The organism is Acidobacteriota bacterium, from assembly GCA_022562055.1.
Taxonomy (GTDB): Bacteria; Actinomycetota; Acidimicrobiia; order Spongiisociales; family UBA5794; genus BMS3BBIN02.
Window position 1 is genome coordinate 1 of the sequence record JADFQA010000008.1, and the last position, 24,438, is coordinate 24,438.

General features: G+C 60.0%; 29 protein-coding genes. 19 read left to right on the forward strand and 10 right to left on the reverse strand.

The genetic code is table 11. The features are described 5' to 3' along the window. Nucleotides 1–127: 127 nt before the first annotated feature. Entirely contained in the window at nucleotides 128–421 is a 294-nt protein-coding gene (locus IIC71_03815) for a hypothetical protein (protein MCH7668318.1), read from the reverse strand. 32 nt (nucleotides 422–453) lie between these two features. Here IIC71_03815 and IIC71_03820 point away from each other — a divergent pair, with 32 nt between their 5' ends. Then, a complete protein-coding gene (locus IIC71_03820; protein MCH7668319.1) occupies nucleotides 454–906 on the forward strand; it encodes a class I SAM-dependent methyltransferase in 453 nt (150 codons plus the stop codon). Nucleotides 907–1,328: 422 nt separating this feature from the next. Continuing rightward, nucleotides 1,329–2,501: an FkbM family methyltransferase gene (locus IIC71_03825; protein MCH7668320.1), complete on the forward strand. Its 1,173-nt coding sequence runs from the start codon at nucleotides 1,329–1,331 to the stop codon at nucleotides 2,499–2,501. Nucleotides 2,502–2,794: 293 nt separating this feature from the next. Here IIC71_03825 and IIC71_03830 read toward each other — a convergent pair whose 3' ends face one another. Continuing rightward, nucleotides 2,795–3,925 carry a DegT/DnrJ/EryC1/StrS family aminotransferase gene (locus IIC71_03830; GenBank protein ID MCH7668321.1) on the reverse strand — a complete coding sequence of 377 codons (1,131 nt, stop codon included), beginning with the start codon at nucleotides 3,923–3,925 and terminating at the stop codon, nucleotides 2,795–2,797. A gap of 169 nt (nucleotides 3,926–4,094) precedes the next feature. On the opposite strand from IIC71_03830, the gene IIC71_03835 reads away from it, so the two are divergent. Genes IIC71_03835 through fabF form a run of 11 tightly spaced genes read left to right on the forward strand, consistent with a single transcriptional unit; the run spans nucleotide 4,095 to nucleotide 12,952 of the window. Next, nucleotides 4,095–4,544 (forward strand): hypothetical protein, encoded by a 450-nt coding sequence (locus IIC71_03835; protein ID MCH7668322.1) that lies wholly within the window; start codon nucleotides 4,095–4,097, stop codon nucleotides 4,542–4,544. Between the two features lie 17 nt (nucleotides 4,545–4,561). Then, on the forward strand, nucleotides 4,562–5,002 hold the full coding sequence (locus IIC71_03840) for an SRPBCC family protein (GenBank protein MCH7668323.1): 441 nt from the start codon (nucleotides 4,562–4,564) through the stop codon (nucleotides 5,000–5,002). Between the two features lie 25 nt (nucleotides 5,003–5,027). After that, nucleotides 5,028–5,963 (forward strand): ROK family protein, encoded by a 936-nt coding sequence (locus IIC71_03845; GenBank protein ID MCH7668324.1) that lies wholly within the window; start codon nucleotides 5,028–5,030, stop codon nucleotides 5,961–5,963. Beyond that, the gene (locus tag IIC71_03850; protein ID MCH7668325.1) at nucleotides 5,960–6,400 is read left to right on the forward strand and encodes a DUF1232 domain-containing protein; all 441 of its coding nucleotides are present in this window, start codon (nucleotides 5,960–5,962) and stop codon (nucleotides 6,398–6,400) included. Before IIC71_03845 ends, IIC71_03850 begins: the two co-directional genes overlap by 4 nt. A gap of 10 nt (nucleotides 6,401–6,410) precedes the next feature. Continuing rightward, nucleotides 6,411–7,607 (forward strand): aminotransferase class I/II-fold pyridoxal phosphate-dependent enzyme, encoded by a 1,197-nt coding sequence (locus tag IIC71_03855; GenBank protein ID MCH7668326.1) that lies wholly within the window; start codon nucleotides 6,411–6,413, stop codon nucleotides 7,605–7,607. After that, complete coding sequence (locus IIC71_03860; GenBank protein ID MCH7668327.1) at nucleotides 7,597–8,652, forward strand: DegT/DnrJ/EryC1/StrS family aminotransferase; 1,056 nt, start codon at nucleotides 7,597–7,599, stop codon at nucleotides 8,650–8,652. The genes IIC71_03855 and IIC71_03860 overlap by 11 nt, the downstream gene beginning before the upstream one ends. Nucleotides 8,653–8,684: 32 nt before the next feature. Next, complete coding sequence (fabD, locus tag IIC71_03865; protein MCH7668328.1) at nucleotides 8,685–9,611, forward strand: ACP S-malonyltransferase; 927 nt, start codon at nucleotides 8,685–8,687, stop codon at nucleotides 9,609–9,611. Nucleotides 9,612–9,640: 29 nt separating this feature from the next. Continuing rightward, complete coding sequence (locus tag IIC71_03870; protein MCH7668329.1) at nucleotides 9,641–10,690, forward strand: ketoacyl-ACP synthase III; 1,050 nt, start codon at nucleotides 9,641–9,643, stop codon at nucleotides 10,688–10,690. Continuing rightward, nucleotides 10,687–11,424 (forward strand): 3-oxoacyl-[acyl-carrier-protein] reductase, encoded by a 738-nt coding sequence (fabG, locus tag IIC71_03875; protein MCH7668330.1) that lies wholly within the window; start codon nucleotides 10,687–10,689, stop codon nucleotides 11,422–11,424. Before IIC71_03870 ends, fabG begins: the two co-directional genes overlap by 4 nt. Nucleotides 11,425–11,444: 20 nt before the next feature. Further along, nucleotides 11,445–11,690 (forward strand): acyl carrier protein, encoded by a 246-nt coding sequence (acpP, locus tag IIC71_03880; GenBank protein ID MCH7668331.1) that lies wholly within the window; start codon nucleotides 11,445–11,447, stop codon nucleotides 11,688–11,690. Between the two features lie 8 nt (nucleotides 11,691–11,698). Then, a complete protein-coding gene (fabF, locus tag IIC71_03885; protein ID MCH7668332.1) occupies nucleotides 11,699–12,952 on the forward strand; it encodes a beta-ketoacyl-ACP synthase II in 1,254 nt (417 codons plus the stop codon). A gap of 51 nt (nucleotides 12,953–13,003) precedes the next feature. Here the strand turns inward: fabF and IIC71_03890 are convergent, their stop codons facing one another. The 4 genes from IIC71_03890 to IIC71_03905 all read right to left on the reverse strand — a co-directional run bounded on the left by IIC71_03890 (nucleotide 13,004) and on the right by IIC71_03905 (nucleotide 15,309). Then, nucleotides 13,004–13,411 (reverse strand): hypothetical protein, encoded by a 408-nt coding sequence (locus IIC71_03890; GenBank protein MCH7668333.1) that lies wholly within the window; start codon nucleotides 13,409–13,411, stop codon nucleotides 13,004–13,006. Beyond that, entirely contained in the window at nucleotides 13,408–14,127 is a 720-nt protein-coding gene (locus IIC71_03895) for a hypothetical protein (protein ID MCH7668334.1), read from the reverse strand. Before IIC71_03895 ends, IIC71_03890 begins: the two co-directional genes overlap by 4 nt. Nucleotides 14,128–14,188: 61 nt before the next feature. Continuing rightward, a complete protein-coding gene (locus IIC71_03900) occupies nucleotides 14,189–14,617 on the reverse strand; it encodes a hypothetical protein (GenBank protein ID MCH7668335.1) in 429 nt (142 codons plus the stop codon). A gap of 110 nt (nucleotides 14,618–14,727) precedes the next feature. After that, entirely contained in the window at nucleotides 14,728–15,309 is a 582-nt protein-coding gene (locus IIC71_03905; GenBank protein MCH7668336.1) for a histidine phosphatase family protein, read from the reverse strand. 48 nt (nucleotides 15,310–15,357) lie between these two features. Here IIC71_03905 and dinB point away from each other — a divergent pair, with 48 nt between their 5' ends. From dinB to IIC71_03920, 3 genes are all read left to right on the forward strand, one after another. Beyond that, the gene (gene dinB, locus IIC71_03910; GenBank protein MCH7668337.1) at nucleotides 15,358–16,566 is read left to right on the forward strand and encodes a DNA polymerase IV; all 1,209 of its coding nucleotides are present in this window, start codon (nucleotides 15,358–15,360) and stop codon (nucleotides 16,564–16,566) included. 77 nt (nucleotides 16,567–16,643) lie between these two features. Further along, the gene (locus tag IIC71_03915) at nucleotides 16,644–16,979 is read left to right on the forward strand and encodes a DUF3040 domain-containing protein (GenBank protein MCH7668338.1); all 336 of its coding nucleotides are present in this window, start codon (nucleotides 16,644–16,646) and stop codon (nucleotides 16,977–16,979) included. 28 nt (nucleotides 16,980–17,007) lie between these two features. Then, nucleotides 17,008–17,586: a MerR family transcriptional regulator gene (locus IIC71_03920; GenBank protein ID MCH7668339.1), complete on the forward strand. Its 579-nt coding sequence runs from the start codon at nucleotides 17,008–17,010 to the stop codon at nucleotides 17,584–17,586. Between the two features lie 46 nt (nucleotides 17,587–17,632). Here IIC71_03920 and IIC71_03925 read toward each other — a convergent pair whose 3' ends face one another. From IIC71_03925 to IIC71_03935, 3 genes are read right to left on the reverse strand one after another with little or no spacing between them, the layout of a single operon-like run. Continuing rightward, nucleotides 17,633–19,984, reverse strand: a complete 2,352-nt coding sequence (locus IIC71_03925; GenBank protein MCH7668340.1) for a hypothetical protein — start codon at nucleotides 19,982–19,984, stop codon at nucleotides 17,633–17,635. Next, a complete protein-coding gene (locus IIC71_03930) occupies nucleotides 19,963–21,144 on the reverse strand; it encodes a DUF58 domain-containing protein (protein ID MCH7668341.1) in 1,182 nt (393 codons plus the stop codon). Before IIC71_03930 ends, IIC71_03925 begins: the two co-directional genes overlap by 22 nt. After that, nucleotides 21,144–22,004, reverse strand: a complete 861-nt coding sequence (locus tag IIC71_03935) for an AAA family ATPase (protein ID MCH7668342.1) — start codon at nucleotides 22,002–22,004, stop codon at nucleotides 21,144–21,146. The genes IIC71_03930 and IIC71_03935 overlap by 1 nt, the downstream gene beginning before the upstream one ends. A gap of 217 nt (nucleotides 22,005–22,221) precedes the next feature. Between IIC71_03935 and IIC71_03940 the strand changes: the two genes are divergently transcribed. Both IIC71_03940 and IIC71_03945 read left to right on the forward strand, forming a co-directional pair. Continuing rightward, the gene (locus IIC71_03940; GenBank protein MCH7668343.1) at nucleotides 22,222–22,452 is read left to right on the forward strand and encodes a hypothetical protein; all 231 of its coding nucleotides are present in this window, start codon (nucleotides 22,222–22,224) and stop codon (nucleotides 22,450–22,452) included. Next, on the forward strand, nucleotides 22,452–23,225 hold the full coding sequence (locus tag IIC71_03945; GenBank protein ID MCH7668344.1) for a hypothetical protein: 774 nt from the start codon (nucleotides 22,452–22,454) through the stop codon (nucleotides 23,223–23,225). Before IIC71_03940 ends, IIC71_03945 begins: the two co-directional genes overlap by 1 nt. On the opposite strand, the gene IIC71_03950 is transcribed toward IIC71_03945, so the two are convergent. Further along, a complete protein-coding gene (locus IIC71_03950; protein MCH7668345.1) occupies nucleotides 23,222–23,767 on the reverse strand; it encodes a recombinase family protein in 546 nt (181 codons plus the stop codon). The genes IIC71_03945 and IIC71_03950 overlap by 4 nt on opposite strands. Before the next feature lie 107 nt (nucleotides 23,768–23,874). Between IIC71_03950 and IIC71_03955 the strand changes: the two genes are divergently transcribed. Then, on the forward strand, nucleotides 23,875–24,438 hold the full coding sequence (locus IIC71_03955) for an HNH endonuclease (protein MCH7668346.1): 564 nt from the start codon (nucleotides 23,875–23,877) through the stop codon (nucleotides 24,436–24,438).

Here is a 24,438-nt window from a genome sequence, read left to right on the forward strand (position 1 = left end):
GGCGTGTTTGACCGATGAAGCTGTAACCGTCCTGCCGCACGACACCAAGATGTTCCGACCCCGAAGAACTGGGGCTACGCCATAGCCTCCGCTGAACCGGGTCGATTCACGTCAATTCTTGGCATCGTCACTGGCGCCAATGGCTCAGGTCACGGTCTAGGATTCCGTCCAGCTTGCTGATTTCTTGACTGAACTCTTCTATCAACTGTCGGCGAAGGTTCCGGTCCATCTCGCCACGTGGCGCGTAGTAGCGATTCCAGTCCTTGATCGAGCGAAACGCAGCGTTGATCGTGTTCTTGGCAGGCTGAGGTAATCGGCGCAATCCGAATCTCAAACGTGGAACGAGTACGCGTTTTGTGAAAGCAGTGGAGGTGGCTATCGCCCTGGACTTGTTGAACTTGTTTGGATTCACTGGGTTCATCTCGGGGTGGTCTCCGAGATCGATACCCAGGAATGCATGAAGGTCATCCCACACTGCGCCCGGATTGTCTTGGAGTCTCGGCGCTACGAGCGAATGGTCACGGGCACCTGTACTCGAGCGACTTCCCCTACTTCAGGCTGAAGAATCCTGAGGCATACGTCGGGATACTGGTCGACGATGATCTGCGGGAGCGCTGGACGTTGGACATACGAGGAGATCGAAAGTCGTTGCCGCGATTCGCCGAGATGGTCGACAACGTGGAGCTATTCCACTACGACTCAGACAAGACCTATCGCGGAAGGAAGTTCGCTCTCGATACCCTGTCCAGCTCTCTCACCGATGACAGCGTGATCATGTTTGACGACATCGGCGACAACGATCACTTCAGAGTCATGGTGGAAGCGGAATCTCTTCACTTCCATGTATTCGCAGTCAGAGGGAAATACGTGGGGCTGGTTGGTCGCTTCTGTAGGCCGTTCCACTGAACCGCTGAGCGACAGACGTATGGCCCGCGATCGCGCCACGGCCTCACTAGCTCCTACGTAGGTCGACAGCGATGAAGTTGCGTGTCGGAACAAACCGAAGTAGCAGCCGCCGACCCATGCGCCAGCGGAACGACGCCTACACGCTGTCTTCGACGGGGTGCGACATGAGTACTGCCGTGGCGGCCGGATCGTTGCTGCTGGCAAGGGCTGGCGGGTTCTTCAAACTTCAGCTGGACTGATCGGCTGTCTCGGCTGCCGAGGTGTCTGTGACAATCGACTCCAGATGGGTGCGTGCACTCACCTCGCGGACGATCGCCAGCCCGGGAGCGTTCACGGATGTGATTTCATGCTGTTCAAACCACCACGTGTCACGTGATCTAGCGTTGTATGATGCGGCCGTGCCGCGTGAGGAGGCCCGGGGCGTGAGGAATACACTGCGCAAGTATGTTGCCAAGATGACGCGACCGTTTCGTACTCGGATAAAGGATGTCCTGGATGGGCGATACCTCCGCCGAGAGGAATCTCAACGCTTCGTGTCCCGAGCGGTTGTGGAACAGCTCATTGCGGACGTCGACGAACTTGCCGAGAATATTCGAGGACTCGCAGCGGATCAACCACAGACGGGATCAAGAGACACGCTGATTGGCCCCGAGAACCCCGAACGCCTCAGTAACCCGTTCGTCTTACGCAGAGATCCGATGTCAACGAGCCGGTCGGACGACGCTTCTTCGATCGATCAGCCGCTATCACCTTCGACTGACACGATGATCGAGCGGGAGTGGTTGACCGTGTACCTCGGGGACATCCTCTACGACCTTGTCGGACACAAGGACGAATTGGTTTGTCGGACGATTCGACGGTGGGGAGGATGGGAGCCAGTCGTATCCCGCTGTCTCGTTGATATCCTTCGCGCGGCGACGCCCGGCGATGGCGTCGTTGTAGACGTTGGAGCGCACGTTGGCTACTACTCGTTGCTGGCGGCATCCCTGGGGTATGAAACGCACGCGGTTGAGCCACTGTTCGGCGATGACATTTTGGCTGCAGCGCATCGAAACGGCTTCGACGATCTCGTGCACCTGCATAGGGTTGCGGTGGGCGCCAGCAGAGGTGTTGCAGGTATGTACATGTTTCGCAAGACAGGCTTGAGCTATTTATCCACGTCCGAACGCGGGAAGCCGATCGCAGCTTGGCACGCTGAAGAGACCGAAGACAAGGTGCGATTCGTCGATGGCATCCCCGTCCAGACGCTCGATGAATTGACTGCACCCTTGAGAGAGATCATATTTCTCAAGATCGACGTGGAAGGTCACGAACCAGCGGTGGTCAACGGATTCCAGAACGGACTCGACCGGCGTGTGGCTCAATGGATCCAGCTAGAGGTGACGCCCAAGTGGCTCGGAGCCAAGACCGCAGGGGAGCTGATTGATCGCATATGCACTCATGGTTACGACGTGTTTGATCTCGGGCTTAAGCACAGTGGCCCTTTCCCTGACGTCGAGATGATCGACAGTCACGAGTTACTCAATTCTGCGGATGTTCGCCGGTTGCTGCAGCATTCAGTTCAGAGGGATTTCCTATTCAAGAGACAGGACTAGGCGCGCTCTCTGATCAAATACGATGTTGCCATCCGTGAGTTTCTGCGCAGTATCCGAGTTTCTACCATGTGCCAACTCCTACAGTGATGGGCAGGTGAGCATTAGGCATGTTTCACCGACGAAGCTACAACCGTCCTGTCGCCCGAAACCCAAACGCCCCGATCCCGAAGAACGGGTTCGCCCTGAAGAAATTACAGAACGGTTCAAGAAGGGCGAGCAAGTTCGCGGCCGCTAGATTCTTGCCGCAGCAATCGACCACGGGTGGGTTTATGCTGTCGAGTCAATGGTAATCATCAGCCCGGGTGGACCCGTCGCACGATCCCGACCACGCGGTCGATGTCTGGCTCGGTCATGAGTGTGCCGCTCGGTAGGCACAGCCCGGTGGCGAACAGTTGCTCAGACACCGCACCTCCGAACATGCGTGCACCGGCAAACAGCGGCTGAAGATGCATCGGCTTCCACACGGGGCGCGCCTCGATGTTGTCTGCTTCGAGAGCTTCGATGATGTCGAGGTTCGTTGCTCCGAAGCGATCCGGATCGACCGTCAGCGTGGTCAACCACCTGCTCGATTCCCCGTAGCTCGCCTCCGGCATGAAATCGAGGCCATCGAGATCACCGAGCCGTTCCACGTAGGTGTCGAACAGCCTCCGACGCGCCTCGACGCGTTCGCCCAGGGTCGCCAATTGGGCTCTCCCGAGTGCCGCCAGAATGTTCGACATCCGGTAGTTGTATCCGACCTCGCGATGTTCGTAGTGGGTCACGGGCTCTCGTGCCTGGGTCGCGAGGTGCCGACATCTCTCGACGAGGTCTGCGTCGTCTGACACGAGCGCACCGCCACCTGAGGTCGTGATGATCTTGTTTCCGTTGAACGACAAGATGCCGGCCCGGCCAAAGGACCCTGCCGGTCGACCGGCATAGGTGGCTCCGAGCGCTTCGGCGGCATCCTCGATCACCAGCACACCGAAGTCGGCACAGACCTCTTCGATGCGTGCGTAGTCGGCGCACTGCCCGAGGAGATCAACTGCGATCACTGCTCCAACGCGGCGACCCTCCTTACGGGCGACCGCCAATGCCTCATGAAGCCTGTCAGGATCGAGATTCCATGATCCGACTTCGGAGTCGGCGAACCAGGTTTCGCCTCCAACATACGCAACGGGGTTCACCGACCCGACGAACGTGAAAGACGGAGCAACGACCACGTCTCCGGTCGACACGCCGAGGGCAGTGAGAGCAAGGTGGATTGCGGCTGTTCCCGACGACGTAGCAAGCGCATGGCCGACACCCGTCTGGGTTGCGAGGTCGTCCTCGAAAGCGTCAACCTCGGGGCCGACAGGAGCAATCCAATTGCTTCGCAGCGCCGCGATGATCGACGACTCCTCCCCCCCGAGTACCGAGGGTGGTGACAGATAGATCCGGTTCCTCACATCGAGAGACTACACATCGCCAACGAAGTCGATGGTGTGGAACCGAAGCCCCCTCTGAGCCTCGTACCTCGGCCCATCTCCCCCGGCTCCGCCAGGGGAGAGGATGCAGCTCTTCGGATTTAAGCGGGGTGTGGCGAAGAGTTCGGAGGCGAGTGGGAGAAGCCTCAGAATGTATTCCGAAGTACGTAGTACGACTTCTGCAAGTGTGAGATGGCTGGTGTGGCATCGGCGTTGTGCCTATCTATCTGCTTATCTGTCATCCGCGGTCCTCCTTGTTGTTTTAGCGGACAACCCGAGTCTGCCACCCGGCCGACTCGGGAAGGAGGACCGCCACCTCAAAATCTACGAACTCTGGGACAACCTCGGGCATTCGGTCACGGTGACTCAAGAGGACGAAAAGATAACGACAACTCCTGCAAGGTTTCGTGTGTCGGTGGCTGCGGGGTACGTTTCCACCCTGCAGCTGATCAGCGCCGAGGAACATGAAAGTGGGATGCGCAAGTTCGAGAAAGTGTACGGACACGTCGATACGCTGGAGTACATCCTGGCGCTTGATCGAATTAGTTGGACGAACCGTGCAGCCGTGACCGCAGGCTACGATACCCAACATGAAACGTGACGTGGAGGTAGCTTCTGATGGCTGTTGAGGGAACTGTTCAGAGCATTGAAGTGTCGGCGCCTCCCAAGAAAGTGTTCGAAGTCGCAATCGACTATGCCTCGTACCCGGACTGGGTATCTGGCGTGAAATCGGTGGACATTCTCGAAGAACTTGAAAACGGGTTCGGGTATCGAGTCGAGTTTGTTGCTGAAGCGATGATCAAGGAGATTTCGTACGTGCTCGTCTACAAGTACGAGTCAGACACAAAGTTCACCTGGCATGCAGAGCCTGGCGCGGACATCCGGCTCCTGGAAGGAAGTTACGAGTTCACGGAGATCGAAGGAGGATCGACCGAAGTTCTCTACGCACTGCGCGTAGATCCTGCGTTCGTCGTTCCCGGATTCTTACGCCGTCAAGCCGAAAAGCAGATCGTGTCGAGCGCGCTTCGTGGGTTGAAGCGGCGCGCCGAGTCGCTATGACCCAGTCGACCGAAACGAGGCTCGAATGGTTTCTGTAGGAATCGACATCGGTGGCACCAAACTTCTAGGTGTTTTACTCGATGGCTCTAAGGTCGTCGAGAAGCTGACGCTTGCAACACCTTCCGATTCAGACGCGCTCGCCCAGACGGTTAGCGACGTCGTCTCCAAGTTTGGTGGCGCAGACTCGGTCGGTATTGGCATCGCCGGACTGGTCCTGTTCCCTCAAGGGGTTTTTGCGTGGGGACCCCACGTTGCCGGCACACGGCTTCCGTTGCGCGATCAGATCGAAGAGATACTTGGCCTGCCTGCCGTGGTGGACTCAGATGCAAACACCGCGGCGTACGGCGAGCTCAAGGTCGGCAACGGGAGAGGATATGCAAACATGCTGCTCGTCACCCTGGGGACAGGGATCGGTGGGGCGATCGTTATCGACGGCAAGGTCTATCGCGGCGATTCGTTTGCGGGGGAGTGGGGACACATGCTGTACGAACCGGACGGGCGTCAGTGCGCCTGCGGTAAACGGGGCTGCTGGGAGACCGTGGCGTCGGGTCCGGCGCTGGTGTTCATCGCCAAGACATTTGTAGAAGCGAATCCTGCAGGCTCGCTTGCTCATCTGCTGTCGGGCAGCGAGATTACCGGTGAAGCTGTGGTGCAAGCGGCTGATGCCGGCGATGAGGTCGCCAGGGGTTTGGTAACCCAAGTCGGTTTGGGATTCGGGCTCGGCTTGTGCAACCTCATCGCGATATTCGATCCGCAAATCATCGTCGTCGGTGGCGGCCTTGGCTCGATCGGGGAGTCGATACTCGGCCCCGCTCGCCGGGTGGCGGCCGACAGGCTCCACGGTGCTGCACACCGCATGCTCCCGCCTATTCTGGTCGCAGGTCTCGGCCAAGAGGCCGGGGCGATCGGAGCCGGACTCATGGCTGCGGCCGCGGCGAAGGATGGGATTGAGTCGATATGAGTTTGGTTCACAACGCTGACGGGGTTTCGGAGCCTGTCGTCCCGAGGCGGTCCGCAAGAGAAGTAGCCGGCGAGGCCTTGCGGGTAGCGCCAAACCTCGTCAAGCTGATCGGACGCTGCATGCGCGACTCAAGAGTCCCGCTACGGGCAAAGTTTCTGGCCGCGGCGTCCATCGGATATTTCTTTGCCCCGATCGATCTTATCCCCGATTTCATTCCAGTCCTCGGACAGCTCGACGACCTGCTTGTTTTGTTCCTCGGCGTCCATCAGCTCATGGCAGCGACTTCCCCCGCGGTCATCGACGAGCTCTGGGACGGTGAAGAAGACGCTCTCGAGTTGGTGACAGGATTCCTCCAGTGGATGGCCGAACTTGTCCCAGGTTCAGTGCAACGCCTGATCGGCTTGAGTGCTGATTCGGTCCCCCTGCCTCGCGGCTAACTTGCTGACTATGGAATTCCGCCGGATAAACGACCTTCCGCCGTACGTATTTGCGCAGGTGAACCAGCTCAAGGCACAGGCACGCCGGGCGGGGGAGGATGTGGTGGACCTTGCGTTTGGCAATCCTGACATTCCGTCATCTGTCCCGGTGGTCGAGAAGCTCGTTGAAGCTGCTCGAAACGAGAAAAACCATCGTTACAGTGCAAGCCGGGGAATTCCCAACCTCCGCAAGGCCTTAGCTGACCGGTACGCTCGCAGGTTCGGTGTAGATCTTGACCCTGAAACCGAGGTGATCACGACCATCGGCGCTAAGGAGGGCTTGTCACACCTGATGTGGGCGCTGGTCCAGCCTGGTGACATAGCGCTCGTCCCCGAGCCGTCGTATCCGATCCACATGTACGCTCCGGCGTTGGCCGGCGCCGAAGTACGTCGGGTCCCAATATCGCAAGGCGGTGACTTCCTCGCTGGTGTACAACGGGCGTTCGCAGACACTTGGCCCCGCCCTCGTGTGATCGTGATCTCGTTTCCGCACAATCCGACAACCACCACCGTCGATCTCGCGTTCTTTGAGCGGTTGGTGGTCTTCGCCAAGGACAACAATGTGATGTTGGTCCACGACTTTGCGTATGCCGACATTGCCTTTGACGGCTACACACCTCCGAGTCTGCTTGAGGTTCCAGGCGCCAAGGACGTCGGCGTCGAGCTGTATACGCTCACAAAGGGGCACTCGATGGCGGGGTGGCGGGTTGGATTCGTAGCCGGCAACCACGAGATGGTTGCTGCGTTGGCGAAGCTGAAGTCCTATCTCGACTACGGCACGTTCCAACCGATCCAGATAGCTTCGATCATTGCGCTCAATGAGGGCGACGAGTACGTTGCACACGTCAACGGAATCTACGACAAGCGGATGAACATTCTTATCGACGGCCTCAACAGATTCGGATGGGACATCAAGAAACCCCAGGCGACAATGTTTGTTTGGGCAAAGATCCCTGAAAGGTTTGCCGCTGCCGGCTCGATGGAGTTCGCCATTAAGTTGCTGCGCGAAGCAAAGGTTGCCGTGTCGCCGGGTATCGGTTTCGGCGTGGGCGGTGAGGGTTTCGTGCGTTTCGCTCTGGTCGAAAACGCTCATCGTATCCAGCAGGCGGTGCGGGGGATCCGCCGTGTGTTCGAGGCCGCAGGAGTAGGAGGCCGAGATGGCGTTTAGCAATGGAACGGCCGACTTTCGCAGCGACACGGTCACCCGACCAACTGAAACGATGCGAGCCGCGATGGCGTCCGCCGATGTCGGTGACGATGTGTACGCAGAGGATCCGACCGTAAACGCTCTTGAGGAACGCGTCGCCGAACTGCTCGGCGTTGAAGCGGCGCTGTACGTCACATCGGGGACCATGGGCAATCAGATCGCTATCAACCTCCATACCTCTCCGGGCGATGAGGTGATCTGCTCCGAGACCGCCCACGTTCGTAACTACGAAAACGGCGCCGCGTCGGCCAATTCGGGTGTAGCTTTTCGCACGATTGCGGGTACGGATGGCGAAATGTCGGTCGACGCAATCAACCAACTGCACTTGGAGTCTGGATACCACCTCCCCGCTATATCGTTGCTTTCGTGGGAAAACACGCACAACTATTCGGGCGGGACGATCGTCCCGCTTGATGTGTTAGTGGCGGGCTCCCAAGCAGCGCACGCGCTCGGGTTGCGGGTCCATCTCGATGGAGCTCGGATCTGGAATGCTGTGGTCGCATCGAGGGTGGGCCTGCATCAGTGGACCGCGGCTGTGGACTCGGTGCAAGTATGTTTTTCCAAAGGTCTTGGTGCGCCGATCGGTTCAGCGATTTGCGGCCCGCGGGACTTTATCGACGCCGCACGTCTGGTACGCCAACGTTTTGGCGGGGCGATGCGGCAGGTGGGAGTGATCGCGGCTGCAGTCGACGTAGCCCTCAGTGATATCGACCGGCTCGCCGACGATCACGCACTTGCGGTTGCGCTCGCGGGTGGTCTTGCCGACCGATTCCCGCTGAGCGTCGACGCGAATCCGCAAACAAACATGGTGCTACTCCACGCGGACGGATGTCCGGTCGACCTCCCGACGATCCAGACAGCGCTCGCGGATGCCGGCATTCTCGTCGGTTTCATGTCTCCCACAATGCTCCGGTTCTGCACCCACCGAGATGTTTCTTCGTCCGATGTGCAGCGTACGTTCGCCGTCCTCGATCGGCTCTTAGCCGATGTGAGAACACGACCGTAACGCCCGGTCGACAATCGGAGTCGTATCCAGATATGAGCTACGCAGTGCTATTTCCAGGGCAGGGCAGCCAGAGTGTTGGCATGGGCGCTGACGTGTTTGCGCAACGTCCCGACCTTCTCGGCGGAGCCGCGGAAGCGACGCTCGGTTGGTCGCTCGAACGCCTTGTCGCCGAGGGGCCCGAAGATGATCTCACTCAAACCGACAAGGCGCAGCCCGCTCTTTACGGGGTTGCGTACGCGTTGTGGAGCGAGTTCTCCGAGGCCGTGAGCGCTGCGCCGAGCGCTGCCGCAGGCCACTCTCTTGGCGAGTACACGGCCCTCGCGGCGGCGGGCGCCCTCGATTTCCAGGCTGGGCTGGGTCTTGTTGCGGCCCGGGGTCGAGCAATGCAGGTATGCGCCGAAGCCGCCGACTCTGCAATGGCCGCGCTGCTTGGAGCCGATGTCGAAACCGCTGAGGCCTTTACGGAGCTTCGACGCCGCGAAGGCGGGCATCTGTGGGTCGCAAACATCAACGCACCGGGGCAAATCGTCGTTGCCGGCGGGGCGGAGGACATAATCTGGGCCGTTGCGAACGGTCGCGACCACGGTGTTCGTCGTGTGATCCCGTTGAAGGTTGCTGGTGCATTCCACTCGCCATACATGGCCGCCGCCGCAGAAGCTCTCAGCGGTGCACTTGAGGAAATACGGTTCGGCGAACCGGCGTTTCCTGTATATGCCAACGTCACCGCCGAACCGGTCATCGACATCGCCGCGAACCTGGCCCTCCAGTTGGTGAGCCAAGTGCGATTCGCCGACAGCCTCGTCGCGATGGCCGGTATCGGAATCACGACGTTTGTCCACATCGGGCCCGGTAATGTGACCGCGACCATGGCGAAACGTACAGTCAAGGACGCGGTGGTCTTGTCGGTTTCCTCGCGTGCCGACATCGACGACGTTGTCGAGAAACTCGCCGTACAATGAACCTACAGCCCGAAAACCGGAGGGTCCGCGTGAAAGCGACCATAACCGGCTGGGGCAGCTATCTGCCACCAGCCGTTCTCACAAATGACGACCTCGCAACTGTCATTGACACCAGCGACGAATGGATTCAATCCCGGAGCGGGATCAGAGAACGCCGCATGTCGCACATCGACACATCCGAGATGTCTGTCCACGCCGCCCGCTCCGCCCTTGCGTCGAGCGGAGTCGATCCTCAAGACATCGACCTTATCGTCCTCTGCACCTGTTCTCCCGACCGGTTGATGCCCTCCACCGCCGCGTACGTTCAGAAGAGTATCGGCGCCGTCAATGCTGGTGCGTTTGATCTGAACGCGGCCTGCACAGGGTTTGTATACGGCCTTTCGATGGTCACCGGCATGATCGAGTCTGGCCACACGAAAACTGCACTCGTCATCGGTGCTGAGAAGCTGTCCACCTACATCAGTCTGAAAGACCGATCGACGGCGGTCCTGTTTGGAGACGGCGCCGGCGCAGTCATCGTTCAGGCGACCGAGGATGTTGGCGGGGTGGAGGCCATCGTGCTCGGCAACGACGGAACGCTGACCGAGGCGCTCACGATCCCTGGATCGGGATCGCAGGAGAACCCGCGTGAAGATGGCATTGTTGCTGTGACGATGGATGGGCCTGAGATCTACCGAGGTGCTATCAAGAAGATGGCCGAGTCTGTTGAGGCCGTCGTCGCCAAAGCTGGATGGGAGCTAGACGACGTCGCGCTCATAGTGCCTCACCAGGCGAACATCCGAATCATCGATGCCGTTGCGCGGCGTCTCAAGATCGATCCCGACAAGGCCTTCGTCAACATCATGGACTACGGAAACACCAGCGCCGCGACCGTACCGATCGCCATCGCCGACGCTGTGGACTCTGGCCGGATCAAGACCGGCGACAAGGTCGTGTTTGTCGCGTTCGGTGCAGGCGTTAGTTGGGGCGCCGTTGCACTTGAGTGGGGTGGACTGACCGAACCGAAGGGGACGTATGAGGCTGACGTTGAGCCTCCGACGATGACTGGACTCGAACTGCTCCAGGCTCACCAAGGATGAGCGACCGAGTGGCGCTGGTAACCGGGGCCTCGCGCGGCATTGGGCGCGCGATTGCGCTGCATCTCGCGTCTTCCGGTCATGCCGTATGCGTGAACTATGCACACAGTGCCGACGCCGCAGACGCCGTTGTCGGCGAGATCGAATCCACCGGCGGTCACGCAATCGCTATGCAAGCAGACGTCGGGAACGTTGATCAGGTCGACACCATGATGGCGGCGGTAGCTGACCAGCTTGGGCCGATCAACGTTCTCATCAACAACGCCGGCATCACGCGAGACGGTCTCATGCTTCGGATGTCCGTCGATGACTTCGATGACGTCATCGAGACGAACCTACGATCAGTCTTTCTGTGTTCAAAGGCCGTGCTCCGCGCGATGATCCGCGCGAGGTGGGGGAGGATCGTTTCGATTGGTTCGGTGTCGGGCGTGCACGGCAATGCCGGCCAAGCAAACTACTCGGCGGCGAAGGCTGGGCTTATGGGTGTTAGCCAATCACTGGCAAAGGAAGTCGGCTCTCGCGGGATCACGGTCAACGTCGTCGCCCCAGGTTTCATCGCGACCGATATGACCGCAGACCTCGGCGACGATGCTCTCAAGAGCACCGCAAAACAGATCAGTGTCGGCCGTCTGGGACGGCCAGAAGAAGTGGCATCGGCGGTGGGCTATCTTGTCTCCGACGATGCCGGGTATATCACCGGCCATACCCTCGTCGTCGACGGCGGTATGGCGCTCTAGGAACTAGGAGACCTATAACCATGGATCGATCAGAAATCGAGGCAAAGCTCGCGGACATTCTTGTTGACGAACTCGGCATCGACCGCGACGCCGTTGTGATGGATGCAAAGTTTGAAGAAGATCTTGAAGTCGACTCGCTGGGTGTTGTTGAACTGCTGATGGCGCTTGAAGATAACTTTGATGTCAAGATCCCCGACGACGAGGCACAAGCCCTTATGACTGTTGGTGACGCTGCCGACATCGTCGAAAAGAAATTGAACGGCTGACACGAATTATGTCTGGACGACGACGTGTAGTCGTAACCGGTCTCGGGACGATAAATCCCCTCGGAAAGACGATCGATGAGTTCTGGTCGAACGCACTCGGAGGCGTGTCGGGCATTGGGCGAATCACTCTTTTCGATCCGTCGGAAATGGCGTCACAAATTGCCGGGGAGGTCAGTGGATTTGATCCGGATGACTACATGCCCCGTCGCGAATCCCGACGTCTTGATCGCTCAAGCCAATTCTTTCAGATCGCTGCGGGGGAAGCGCTAGCTGACGCGGGCATCGAATTCGCCGAAGATGATCCAGACGCGTTGCGTGCAGGGGTGGTCGTCGGATCCGGGATTGGGGGCGTGTCAACGATGCAAGACGAAATAGACGTGATGCGCGCCCGAGGGCCGCGTCGTGTGTCGCCGCTGGCAATCACCAAGGTCATTTCGAACATGCCCGGCGGGGTCGTCTCGATTGCCTATCACCTCTACGGACCAAATTCGACGACTGTCACCGCCTGTGCCGCGTCGGCAAATGCGATCGGTGACGCTACCGAAATCATTCGGCGGGGCGCTGCCGACCTCATGGTTGCCGGGGGCACCGAGGCGGCGGTGTGCGAATTTGCTGTTGCGGGGTTCTGTGCGTCGCGTGCGATGTCTACTCGCAATGACGATCCTGAAGGCGCCTCGCGACCGTTCGATGCAGACCGTGATGGGTTTGTGATGGGCGAAGGATCCGCAGCTCTTGTGCTTGAGTCGCTCGAGCGTGCGCAGGCGCGCGGTGCGCATATTTACGGCGAGATTCTGGGATACGGCATGTCCGCCGACGCCTACCACATCACCCTGCCCCGCCCTGGCGGCGATGGGGCACGCCGCGCCATGCTCGCCTCGCTTGAGGATGCACAACTCGATCCGAGCGACATCGACTACATCAACGCTCACGGGACGTCGACGTCGGCGAACGATGCAACGGAGACCATTGCAATCAAGAACGCCTTCGGAGATGCTGCGAGAACCGTGGCAATCTCGTCCACGAAGTCGATGACGGGTCACCTCTTGGGCGGAGCGGGTGCAGTCGAGGCGGTTGTCTGCTTGCTGGCAATGCGCGACAGCGCCGTGCCACCAACGATCAACTACCAAACCGCTGATCCAGAATGCGACCTTGACTACGTACCAAACGAGGCTCGTCAGATGGCGGTGAAGTACGCAATGTCAAACTCGTTCGGTTTCGGCGGCCACAACGTCGCCCTTACGCTCGGCGCATTTAGTGCCTGATAGGCGCATCTAGTGCCTGATAGAAAGCGGTCGGGGGTAAGGCTGCGCCCGCTATGAGAGTTCGTCGGTTTCGCAACCGGGTTGCGGTTGCTGGCGGCCCGCAGCGATAGCTTCCTTGTACTCGTCGAACGAACGGACGGTGAGGGCGACGACGAGGCCGACACCAACGATGCCGCCTATGCCGGTGAACACTGCGGCCGTGTTGGCAACAGCGACGCAGGTGCCGGGTCGGCACATGAGTCCGACCACCGTTGAGCCAACGACAGCGCCGACAAACCCGGCAACGAGAACAGGAACCGCAACAGTAGCGCGCATCTTCGTCTGAATCATGACTACGCCCATGCCGCCGAAAAGGGCTGCTCCCACGATCCATGCGACGACGGACCCACCAAACACACCGCCAATGCCTGCCATTGCCAGAAGCGCCGCCACGGCGATCGCGATGTCTGAAAATGTCACGGGGTGATCTCCTTAGATGTGACGTTCGTCGTGTCTCGGCGCCGTCTTGATGGCGGACCAAGAACGGGCCGGACCATGAAAAGGGGCTCCTTGCGCCACGCGATACCGCTCACAAATGCTGCGTAAACCACGGTGGTGCTAGCAATAATACCTGGTGACCGCAAGAGTGAGATCGAGGCGGCGAGGGGGATGCCAATACGCAACACCCAGAGGCCCCAGAGATGAGCCTGTGCGTAAGCCCACAACCCGGCGAGACTCACGGCTGGGAGTACAACGTGTACCCACGCAAGATCGGTGGGGTGCAACAGGCCGGTCACCATGGGAGCGGCCAGGGCTGTCAGCATCATTGTGGTGGGGATGGGTCCCGGTCCGAGCAGCGACGGTCTTTTGCGCATCCAGGAGCGCAGCCACGGTCCGTAACTACCGACAATTGCAAGCCCGGAAAGCAGCAACGCGACAACTGCGAACGGCGCCGAGGTACCGAAGACGACGTACGACACCGCATATGTCGCGCCGAGCGCGATGGTGAGGTGAACTGCCCACTGGGCTCGTGCGAGTAGCAGACCGGCGATCGCCACAACGACGACCAGCGAGGTGCCGGCAACGAAGAGGCCAGGTGCGGCACCGGACCACGGCGCTGAGTCAGTGAGCATTTGTATCGACCACGAGAGGTTCGCAAGTGCGAGCAACGCCACGATGGAAAGGGGGGCGATCATCGGGCCAGTATCGTCGAAAACGTGCGAAGTCGGAACTCTTCACACACCCAGAGCGTGGGTGTCAGTTGCCGCGGGTGTTGATTGTTCCGGGCAACCCGCTCGAGAATGACCCTTCGAGGACCGCACGGAAGCGGATCAGACCCGGTTCCCTCACGCTGATGTCCATTTCGTAGATGTCTCCGGTAGACAGCGGTTCGGAGTCTTCGAACTCGCCGCGTCGGAACACGATCGTGTAGATCCTGTCTTCGGGGTCTTTGTGAACGATTTGTACGATCCAGAACTCCTCCGGGTCTATCTTGAGAATAGAAGGGCTGAGGCGTCCGTCCTCGATTTCTATGACAACGACACCGTCGGGTGGTGCTTCGGTCGTTGTTGTCGTTGACGGGGCACGACGTCTTTCGAGGACAGCCTCCGAAGGGCCGCTGGTGCATGCAACCGCGAGCAACGAAACCACGATCAATGAACTGATCAAGTTGAAACGCGTTTGCACGGTAACCCTGCTCCTTGGCCTCCGAAGGGTGCGCGTGCATTGTAGTGCGCGGCTACCGACGTTGCCGGTTAGTGAAGCCAATATGAGTATCGGGAAAGATTTCCTTCACGTCATCGCGGTTCCGTCTCGGCGGTCCAGCCCGTGGAGTTGGAAACTAGCGATCGCACCTCGCCATGGCCCGGTTTGTTGGTGTGAAAGTTGTCCAGCGTTGCTGATGTGAGTCTGCGGGTCAAGGCTTCCACCGGGTCTTGGTGAGACACAAACACCGTGTCGCCACCCGCCGTTGCGTGGCGCAGAACTGCGAATGCGCAGCGTTCAGCGAGGTCACTAAGAGACTCGTCGGTGAAGTCGAGATTGGCCGGATCGAAGAGGTAGGCATCGACTTCTCCTGGGAACGTGGTTTGTAGAGCTTCCCACGTGTGGCCGGCCCAACGGTCCAGCATCCGCCACTCTGTGAGGTCAGGGTCGACCGTGATCGGTAGGCCGAACCGTTCGGCGAGAGGCGCTGCCGTCTCGATTGCCCTATCGAGTGGAGAGCTCACGATGCGCACGATTGGTCTGGCGCGCAACTTTTCAGCCACCGCATCGGCTTGGCGTTGACCGTCCGGTGACAGGTGGAACCCGGGTAACGCGGCGTACACCATGTCGCGGGGGTTGTAGACATGCCCATGGCGGACTAGGTGTATGCGCATCGGGTGCATCGTACCGTTCTTGTCGCCCTGCGTCGGTAGTCTGGCCGTGTGGATCCATTCGCTGAGCACTTTCTCCATGTCGACATGGACGCCTTCTTTGTGGAGGTTGAGCGGCTCCACGACCCCTCGCTGGTCGGTAAAGCGGTCATTGTTGGGGGACTTGGCAACCGTGGCGTCGTTGCGACCGCAAGCTACGAGGCGCGTGTCAACGGAGTGAGGTCAGCGATGCCGATCGTCGAGGCCCGGCGAAGGATGCCACACGCGACGTTCGTGACACCATCGTTGTCACGTTACGGAGAGGTGTCGAGCCGCGTGTTCGAGATAGTGGAGAGTTTCTCTCCCACAATGGAGAGGGTATCAATCGACGAGGCGTTTGTTGACATCTCCGGACTACGTCGGCATTTCACTAGTCCTATGTCTGTGGCGCAGGAGATGAGGGCAGAGATCCGGTCGGAGGTTGGTATCCCTGCATCTGTCGGTCTGGCGGCACGAAAGTTCATCTCGAAACTTGCGTCTGAGGATGCCAAACCGGACGGTATCTACATCGTCCGGGCGGGGGAGGAACTCGCCTACCTGCACCCGCTCCCCCTACGAAAACTTTGGGGTGTCGGCCAGGCGACATTCGCTGCACTCGAAGCGCTTGGAGCAACCACCGTTGCAGACATTGCGTCAATGGACCGTGACATCCTCACCGCAAGACTCGGGCCGGCCCACGGTACTCATCTGTGGCAGCTTGCCAACGGAATCGATGGTCGCTCCATTCAGCGTGGGCCGGGCGCGAAGTCCGTGAGCGTCGAAAGTACATTCCATGAGGACGTTGTCGGGGCGCCAAATCTCGAGCGCGAGCTTCTGCGTCTGTCAGACCGGCTTGCCGCAAGACTTCGACGAGCTGGCATCCGTGGCCGCACGATCGAAATTAAGGTTCGATACGCTTCTTTTGAAACGGTGTCTCGCTCGATAACGCCACCCAACGCAGTGCGACGCACACACGAGTTGTGGGAGCACGGCAAAGCGCTGCTTGACAAGCTCGATATCGGAAACCAACCAATCCGTTTGCTCGGCATTGGTGTGTCCAACGTCGACGATGCAGACAAGGCAGAGCAACTGACCCTTGATACGCCGATCGTACAGGCTGCTGACGATGCCGCTGAGGCGGTGCGAGAGCGCTTTGGGGATGACAGCATTCTCCCAGCGAGCATTCTGCAAGCGGGCGTCGCGAACCTTGACGAGCGCCGCCGCGAAAATCCGCACAGCTAGTCATCCGCCCCGGAGGTTGTGGCTGCGGTGTTGTATAGTTATGGTGTAGTCGCCGCCGGTAACCGGAGTACCCGATTATGCCGCTGAACGATCATGAGAGAGAAGTTCTCGCCGAGATCGAGCGCCAGTTCTACGAACAGGACCCAGAACTTGCCCACGCAGTAGCCACCAGTACACCGCGCCCTGAGCGACCCTGGCAGGTACGGGTCGCCGCCGTCGGGTTAATTCTCGGACTTGGTGTAATGGTGATCGGCTTTTCGCAAAGCACAGCGGTCGGATTGCTCGGATTTCTCGTCATGGTCGCGAGCGGCGGATTCCTAGCAGAGCGCTTTACAAAACGATTTAGGCAGCTCGATTCGCGCCTTGCGACTCGTGTTGAGAGCGTTAAGCAGCGCATGCGTCGAGAACGCTAGACTACGGCCCCCGCCCTTCGGTGGGAGGATGAAATATCGTCGTGGGGCAGCACAAAAGACGGAATGTCTGGGCCTGGCATGCGACTTGGGAAGAATACCGGGAGGATCACAGGTGGATGGGTTCAGTGCTCAGCAGGCGTCGAAACTAACGGGGTGCACTGCGCACCAGCTGCGCTACTGGGACCGGGTGAAGCTTGTTGTTCCGTCCGTCCAGACGACGGGGGGAAGGCCGGGGAAGCGGCGCCTGTACTCGTTTCGAGACCTTGTCTCCCTCAGGGTCGTGCGGTCGCTTCTTGACAACGGCATGTCGGTGCAGCGGGTGCGCCGTGCCTGGACGTATCTTCGGCGATCGGCCGACATGGACCAGCATCTCTCCGAAGTGAAGCTCGTCGCCGAGGGTGGGGCAATCTACGCAATCGTTGACGACGACCAGATACTCGATGCGCTGCGCCAGGGGCAGCTTGCGTTTTTTGGGGCGATCAACGAGATCACCCTCGACGTTGAAGAGGACGTGACACGGTTCGAGCTAGACCGGGAACGCTTCCTCGACATGTTGCAACGAGTCGAAGACGACGTCATCGCTGAAGGTGAAGCGGCAGCCCGGTAGCTGCTGCGCCTCAGGGTCTGCCAGATCCGCATCAGCGCGAGCGAACCTAGCGTTGCCGGCGGAGACTCGAAAGTCTGTACAGCGCCCGCAGGTGTGTGCGGCGGCCGTGTCTGGTTCGCAGGGCACCCTTCGTTGCGTCGAGCGCACGGCGGGCGGTATCGACATCTTCTCGTTTGAGGGTCGCGATACCGCCATACACGGACTTGGCATAGACGTTTGCGAGTTCCACCATTGCGGGGTCGACATTGGCGGCGGCTTCCGCCGGTGTCGCACCGATCGATGGCGACTCGTTGAGATCATCGAGCCGAGCAACGATTTCGTCCCACGCCGCGGTGATATCGCCGGTGGCGAGCCGCTTCATCCGACCCCGTCGCCGACGCCACTTCAGCAGCGGAACAGCGCCGATCAGGAAGACCACGAGAAGCAGACCGAGTCCAGCGTTGCGTGTCCACGATGGAATCTCAAACCCGTCTGATGTGGTGGATCCACCAGAGCCGACGAACGTGCTCTGTTGCGATGAATCGGTCTGGTCGACAAAGATGTTCGGCCGTGCTGTCGGCGCATTGGCGAGCACCAGTGCTTCGACGTCGAAGTAGTCTGCAATGTCGAAACCGAGAGCGCCTGATACACCTTGCGCTGTTGGGTAGGTCCCACCGCGTGGCGTGGGATCGAAACGGGTCCAGCCGTGAGGCTCGAGCCACACCTCAACCCATGCGTGGGCTTGGGCGTCGGTAACAACGACGGTGTTGGTTGACCCCTTGATCAGCTTGCCGGGGGCGAAACCGAGAACCACTCGGCTCGGAATGCCTAGTGCTCGCGCCATGACCGCCATACCCGTTGCGAATTGTTCGCAGTATCCGGTCTGGAAGTTAGGGCTGTCGGGCGCGGTGAGCCAGTCACCGAGGTTCGTCGCCCCGCCACCGAGCGGAAGTGCTGTCGAGTACGCAAACTTGCGCAATGCCGTCTCGAGGGCGAGTGACTTTTCGAAATCGTTTGTCATGTTTTTCGTCAGATCCCTGGCGTACTCGGCAATGCGTAAATCGGGGTTGTCGCCGAGATCGAGGAACGGCTCCAAATCGGGCGCTGCAGCGCGTTCTGCGGTTACGACGGGTTCTCCGACAACGCGGCCGTCGGCAACGGCCTTTGCAAACACAGGTGAGAACTCACCGTCCGCCTGGGTTGCGAGCGTGGCGTAGTCGATGTTCGGGATCGCTCCCTCGAACTTGTACGTCAGACCACCGTATGTGGTGCGCCCTCCCACGACGAAGATTGCACCGTCAATGGCCCGCGCCCGAAAGTCCCTCCCGATGACGTCTTCGGTCGTAACCGAAGATACCGAGTTCGGGACCGGGATCCACTCGTTGCGGAGCGCACCGATGGTCACTGTTCCCGAGATCGGTGTCGACTCGCCTGCGAACGCAAGCGAGGGACGTTCCAGCCAGTCTGCGTCAAGGACCCGCAGCGCTGCATCGCCGGCGAAAAACGACGTTCCGTTCCATTTCTCCATCGTGGTCAGTCTGAAGTAGACCTGGTCTGCAGGGACACCTTCGATGGTCGCTTCGAGAATCGGTACACCCGATGGAGCAACGAGCTGCTGGCGGATCCCAATGTATGGATTGTACGCAATGCCGCCGTAGATTCCGCCGGGCAGACCAGTGGTCGAGCGCCAATCCACCACACCGCCGTTGGGAACCCGTGAATCGAGGCGATCGGTTGCGCCCACCGCGAGGAGTAACACGACAGCGAGTGACAAAATACCCATTGGACCGATTCTGACTGGACCGACGGCGTACGCTCCACGCGGCGCCATGCGGCCGGCGGATGCAGAACGCTCGTCAATGTTCACTGCCAGTAACGCAAAAGCGACGATGCCGAGGAACACTGCCGTGCCCAGCGGCCCTGTGTGGGAACGATTCATCACGGCGAACTGCACGGAGATTATCAGCGGTGGCACGAGTGCCAGCATCGGGCGGCGCGTACGTAGCCCGGCTACCACCACGGCTCCAAGAACCCAGAACAGAACAGACACCATCGCGACGAGACCGGGTACGGGCGTTACCGGCTCGACACCGCCGCTGATAATTCTCATGGCCTCGGCAATGGCGTCGCGGACGGCCGGTATCGTCGCGCCAGTCGGTAGCGTGAAAGCGAGCGTGGTCGGTGCGGCTGTTTGCAATACCGTCCATAACAAGGCCACTCCGTGTGCCCCGGCAATGGCGACGGCACCCAATCGGTATCGCAGCAAAACGGATGTGATCAGCGCGCCTAACGCCAGTGATACGAGGACGACGCCTTGCCATGGCGCGCTGTCACTCGAAGGTCGGAGCAGTTCGTTGAGCTGCCACAGGAGGTAGGTGATCGCCGCAATCGCCGCGATCACGCTGTTGCGGTAGACCATGTTCTCTCCATTCCGATCCTCCAGGCTGATGTCCACGACTCTCCGTCGTGCGACGTCAGATAGGTCACGCCGGCGTTTGCGAGATGGTCGGCTGCCACGCTCGACTCTGTTGTTGACGCCATGATAATCGCAGTCCGATAGTCGCGGCTCAACAACCGGTACACCCCAATCAGGTCGGAGTCGGGTGTGCCGGTCACAAGAACCAGAACTCCGCCGCGTACGCCGGTATTTCTAACCTTTGCGAATGCGGCAGACAGACTCAGCGTTCTACTCATTTGGATGCCGGCTAACTCTTCGAGCGTTCTGTTGTAGGCATTGTGCCCGTTGACGTGTGTTACCCGTGTCCCGCCGAGCCACACGGTCGGTGCGAATCCAGATTTCTGGAGGTGTGCCACGACGGATGCCGCCCCCCGTACCGCGTGCTCGAAAGCAGCAGGCGATGGGTACGCCGAGTGACGGGGATCAAGTGCAATAAAGGCGCGACTTTGCCAGGGCATTTCGAGCTGCTTGATCATCAGTTGATCCATGCGCGCCGACGATGGCCAGTGCACCCGACGCAGGTCGTCTCCCTGCTGATACTGGCGAAGTGTGAAGAAGTCGTCGCCGCCGACGGGGGAGTGCCGCGATCGTGCAACGTTCTGGGTCGGGTCCTGACCACGCACGATCGGGAGGCCCACCAAGGGATCGACTTTCGGGTAGACAACGAGACGGCTCGTAGATCCCATGGTGCGACCGCGATCAGCGAGTCCGAGAAGATCCTGAACCTTGATGTGTGCGGGGCCGACGGTGTAGATTCCGCGGGGTCGACAGTCGACCTCGTAACGCGCCACCATCGGTACGTCGGCGCTAAGACGGTCGGCCAGGAACACCGCCGAACCGAGGGAACCGACTGAGTCGGTGACCAGCACATTTGCTGAACGGCGGCGAGATAAAAGCTCAAGCTTCACAATGGCTGAGTCACCGTCGTGGATCTGCGTTGGTGATATCTCACGTGAAACCTCCACGCTGGGTGCGCTACGCCGGACCTGAATCATCCCCGCAAGGGTGCCGAGCACCAGAAACGTTGCAGTCGCGAGGAGTAGCTGTTCGCCGAACGCTATCCAAAGGACGATCAACGCGCCGCCCGCCCCGAGCGCTGCCCAGCCCCGGGTAGTCGGCACTAGACGACAGTCCTCATGCCGGGGACCGGCGTGGCCTCCAGGATCGACTCAACAACCTCGCCCACGGCAAGCCCCCGCATCAGAGCTTCGGGTTGAAGGATCAGCCGGTGGTTTAGAACCGACGGGGTGATGAACTTCACATCATCGGGCATTACAAAGTCGCGCTGCGCCACTGCCGCTTTGGCTCGAGCAGCACGTTGCAGATTGAGACCCGCACGTGGCGAGGCTCCGAGAAGAAACTCGTGATGGCGACGCGTCGCTTCGACTAGGTCGACGATGTAAGAACGAACTTCGTCGGAAACGTGGACACGAAGCACGACGTTACTCATCTGCACGACGTCCTGTGCGTCAACCACGGGTCCGATGTCTTCAAATGTGGAGCGGTCCGCATGAGTGCTCAACATCTCAAGTTCCTTATCGCGTGACGGATACCCCATCGAAATCCGCATCATGAAACGGTCAAGCTGCGCTTCGGGGAGGGGGTAGGTGCCTTCGTGTTCGATCGGGTTCTGAGTAGCAACGACGATGAACGGCTCAGCGAGTTTGTGGGTCTGGGTGTCGACGGTTACTTGATGCTCTTCCATCGCCTCCAAGAGTGCGGCCTGGGTTTTCGGGCTTGCACGATTGATCTCATCACCAAGTACGACGTTTGCGAAGACCGGTCCGGGGCGAAACCGGAACTCGGAGGAGTCACGATCCCACACCGATACGCCGGTGACGTCCGATGGAAGCAGGTCTGGGGTGAACTGGATTCGTTGAAATGAGCAGTCAATCGAACGTGCCAGTGACTTGGCAAGGAGGGTCTTGCCGACGCCGGGGACATCCTCAATGAGCGCATGCCCACCCGACAGCAAACACATCGTGAGTCGCTCAACGCTGTCTCGTTTACCTTGGATCACACGCTCAATGTTGGCGGTGATGGCGTCAAAGCTCCTTCCGAACGCCTCCAGTTCGGTAGCGGATACCGGCACGCGCACTCCTTCCGTCTGGCAAAGAATGAGTTGAGCCTATCAGGGGTCCAGTCCATGTGCGCCACTGATACTGCAACGCCTGGACCGCTACAATGGTTCCATGCGGATGAGCAATGCAATACGCGGGCTATGGCGAAGTCCCGAACTGTGGGTTGAGGCGGTGCGCTATGCCTTTGCGGTCCGGTCGTTACACGGTGTCGACCCTCGTCCCGATCGTGCCTACATCGAATGGCGCAGCATGACCGCGTATGGGTCTGTTGACGGACAGCCAACACCTGCCGATATCTTGGCGGTGGTCCGCTGGCGCAAGCGCTGGCGCAGGAGTGTCGAGGGCTGATGGACTCCGACCTCCTTCGAGGTGAGATCTTGGAGATCCCCGGCATCGTTGGCGCCGATTTTGACGGTGATCAAGAACTCCCGGCGGGTGTTCGCGTGCAACTCGCCGCAGGTGCCGACGCTTCAACCGTGAGCGAGCGGGTTCGGCAGGTGCTCGCCGATCACGGGATGCGGCCCAGAATTGTGCAACCTGATGGCGAAGCCGTAAGGACTACGAGTAGCGCGCGAGTCAAGACTGTTCCCGGCACTAGCGAGCGATCAGGCCCGCCGCCGCCGCCTGGATATGATCCCCGTGGACGGGTGCAACCCGGTCCCGCCGCTCCCAGTACCACTGCCGTCGAAAGGCACCCTCCGCTCGTGGCTGCAGCGGCTACGAATGTGACAAGCGGTGGTCTGCCGATTGCAAGTGACGATGTTCGACGACCACCTGCGACTGCCGCGTCTCTTGAGCTCGTCAGCATTCAGGAAACCCCTGTCACGACGTCTGTCGTTGTGACCGTTGACGGTAGAACAGCCATTCGTGTCCTCGGCGCACGCGGGCAGGACGTTGCCATTGCAGAAACTGTACTCGAAGCGGCAGGGCTGTCATCGCTGAGTGTGCTAAGCGTGCACAGCCACGACGATGACGGGTCGGCCGTTGTGACGGTCCTGGTCGAAGACGGAGAGGGCCAACGGTCGGTGGGATCTGAGGTGGGAGTGCCGTCGAGCCTGTTTGTCGTTGGAGGCGCCACACTGCGAGCAGCCAGAGCCGCACAATCGCACCCCCGGCCCTAGGTGCCTCCGTGGGTTATCTTGTGAGGGCCGGACGTTTCGTCCGACGGTGAGATCAGTTCTATCACGACGTTGGTCCGCGTTGCGCGCGGTTCCACTACTACGTGGGCAGGGAGGGCAGCAATAGTGGCACGTTCGTCACCGAGCATTGCATGATGTGTTTCGACGCCGGCGAGAACCAGACGGACGACCCTGCGCATTTCCTCGCTCGACGGTTCTGCGAGTGCCGCCAAATCCTCCTCGTTTGTGGAGACGACGTTCACCCCCCGACTCCGCAGATCCCATATCAGTATCTCTTGCGCGATCTTGTCGCTCGCAAACGCATTGAGTGACGAGACGACAACCGCATCCGCTTCTCCGGTTTCCAGAATGCCGAGGAGGGCGCGAAGTCCGTCGCGGCCGAGCTCATGTCCCGCACTTCGGACATCCTGGCAGATCGCGACAAGGTGGTGTCCATGTTTGTTCGCCCACAGACGAATCGCTTCGTTTTGGGCATATGCAATTTCACTTACAGAGACGTCCGCAACCTCGCGAACATACCCCACGACGCGCACGGTGGGCTCCGATCTTTCTCCATCGCAGTTTGGCAGGGTAACGCAGCGTGGTCAATCACCACGGTACGCAGCCGTCGGTTCCTGGTACGCTCCTCGCCATGGCAACGGCGCTGGTTCTCAACGCCACGTATGAGCCGCTTGCCGTTGTTTCGATCCGGAGGGCTGTTGTGCTGGTCCTGCGGAGTCGCGCCGACGTCATTGCGTCCCAGACGGGGATTTGGCGGAGCGAACGGAAGTCTCTGGTCGCTCCTGCTGTCGTTCGCCTGCGATCATATGTTCATGTGCCGAGACACCGGCCAGTTTCACCGAGTCGCCGATCGGTGTTTTTCAGGGATGGCCATTCCTGTCAATACTGTGGCAATCCCGCTGAGAACCTCGACCACGTGGTCCCCAAGTCGCAAGGCGGCGAGCACACGTGGCAAAATGTCGTTGCCGCCTGTCGGCGATGCAATTCCCGCAAGGGCGGTAGAACTCCGAGCCAGGCCGGGCTACGACTCCGGCGTACGCCAGAGTCGCCGGTGTATTCATTTGCCCTGGCGCTAGGACTTGTTACTGCACCGCAGCCGGAATGGGAGCCGTACCTCGATCTGCCGACCACCGCGAACGGCCACGCTGTTGTATCCGTGGCAGCCGCGGAACGCCGCGTCGGGTCCGCCCGGTAG

What these genes read in the sequence shown, in the direction of transcription:
- IIC71_03815 (MCH7668318.1), bottom strand. Translation starts at nt 421, where the DNA reads ATGAACCCAGTGAATCCAAACAAGTTCAACAAGTCCAGGGCGATAGCC.
- IIC71_03820 (MCH7668319.1), top strand. Translation starts at nt 454, where the DNA reads ATGCATGAAGGTCATCCCACACTGCGCCCGGATTGTCTTGGAGTCTCG.
- IIC71_03835 (MCH7668322.1), top strand. Translation starts at nt 4,095, where the DNA reads ATGTATTCCGAAGTACGTAGTACGACTTCTGCAAGTGTGAGATGGCTG.
- IIC71_03840 (MCH7668323.1), top strand. Translation starts at nt 4,562, where the DNA reads ATGGCTGTTGAGGGAACTGTTCAGAGCATTGAAGTGTCGGCGCCTCCC.
- IIC71_03845 (MCH7668324.1), top strand. Translation starts at nt 5,028, where the DNA reads ATGGTTTCTGTAGGAATCGACATCGGTGGCACCAAACTTCTAGGTGTT.
- IIC71_03850 (MCH7668325.1), top strand. Translation starts at nt 5,960, where the DNA reads ATGAGTTTGGTTCACAACGCTGACGGGGTTTCGGAGCCTGTCGTCCCG.
- IIC71_03855 (MCH7668326.1), top strand. Translation starts at nt 6,411, where the DNA reads ATGGAATTCCGCCGGATAAACGACCTTCCGCCGTACGTATTTGCGCAG.
- IIC71_03860 (MCH7668327.1), top strand. Translation starts at nt 7,597, where the DNA reads ATGGCGTTTAGCAATGGAACGGCCGACTTTCGCAGCGACACGGTCACC.
- fabD (MCH7668328.1), top strand. Translation starts at nt 8,685, where the DNA reads ATGAGCTACGCAGTGCTATTTCCAGGGCAGGGCAGCCAGAGTGTTGGC.
- fabG (MCH7668330.1), top strand. Translation starts at nt 10,687, where the DNA reads ATGAGCGACCGAGTGGCGCTGGTAACCGGGGCCTCGCGCGGCATTGGG.
- acpP (MCH7668331.1), top strand. Translation starts at nt 11,445, where the DNA reads ATGGATCGATCAGAAATCGAGGCAAAGCTCGCGGACATTCTTGTTGAC.
- fabF (MCH7668332.1), top strand. Translation starts at nt 11,699, where the DNA reads ATGTCTGGACGACGACGTGTAGTCGTAACCGGTCTCGGGACGATAAAT.
- IIC71_03895 (MCH7668334.1), bottom strand. Translation starts at nt 14,127, where the DNA reads ATGATCGCCCCCCTTTCCATCGTGGCGTTGCTCGCACTTGCGAACCTC.
- IIC71_03905 (MCH7668336.1), bottom strand. Translation starts at nt 15,309, where the DNA reads ATGCGCATACACCTAGTCCGCCATGGGCATGTCTACAACCCCCGCGAC.
- IIC71_03915 (MCH7668338.1), top strand. Translation starts at nt 16,644, where the DNA reads ATGCCGCTGAACGATCATGAGAGAGAAGTTCTCGCCGAGATCGAGCGC.
- IIC71_03920 (MCH7668339.1), top strand. Translation starts at nt 17,008, where the DNA reads ATGAAATATCGTCGTGGGGCAGCACAAAAGACGGAATGTCTGGGCCTG.
- IIC71_03925 (MCH7668340.1), bottom strand. Translation starts at nt 19,984, where the DNA reads ATGGTCTACCGCAACAGCGTGATCGCGGCGATTGCGGCGATCACCTAC.
- IIC71_03935 (MCH7668342.1), bottom strand. Translation starts at nt 22,004, where the DNA reads ATGTGTTTGCTGTCGGGTGGGCATGCGCTCATTGAGGATGTCCCCGGC.
- IIC71_03940 (MCH7668343.1), top strand. Translation starts at nt 22,222, where the DNA reads ATGAGCAATGCAATACGCGGGCTATGGCGAAGTCCCGAACTGTGGGTT.
- IIC71_03945 (MCH7668344.1), top strand. Translation starts at nt 22,452, where the DNA reads ATGGACTCCGACCTCCTTCGAGGTGAGATCTTGGAGATCCCCGGCATC.
- IIC71_03955 (MCH7668346.1), top strand. Translation starts at nt 23,875, where the DNA reads ATGGCAACGGCGCTGGTTCTCAACGCCACGTATGAGCCGCTTGCCGTT.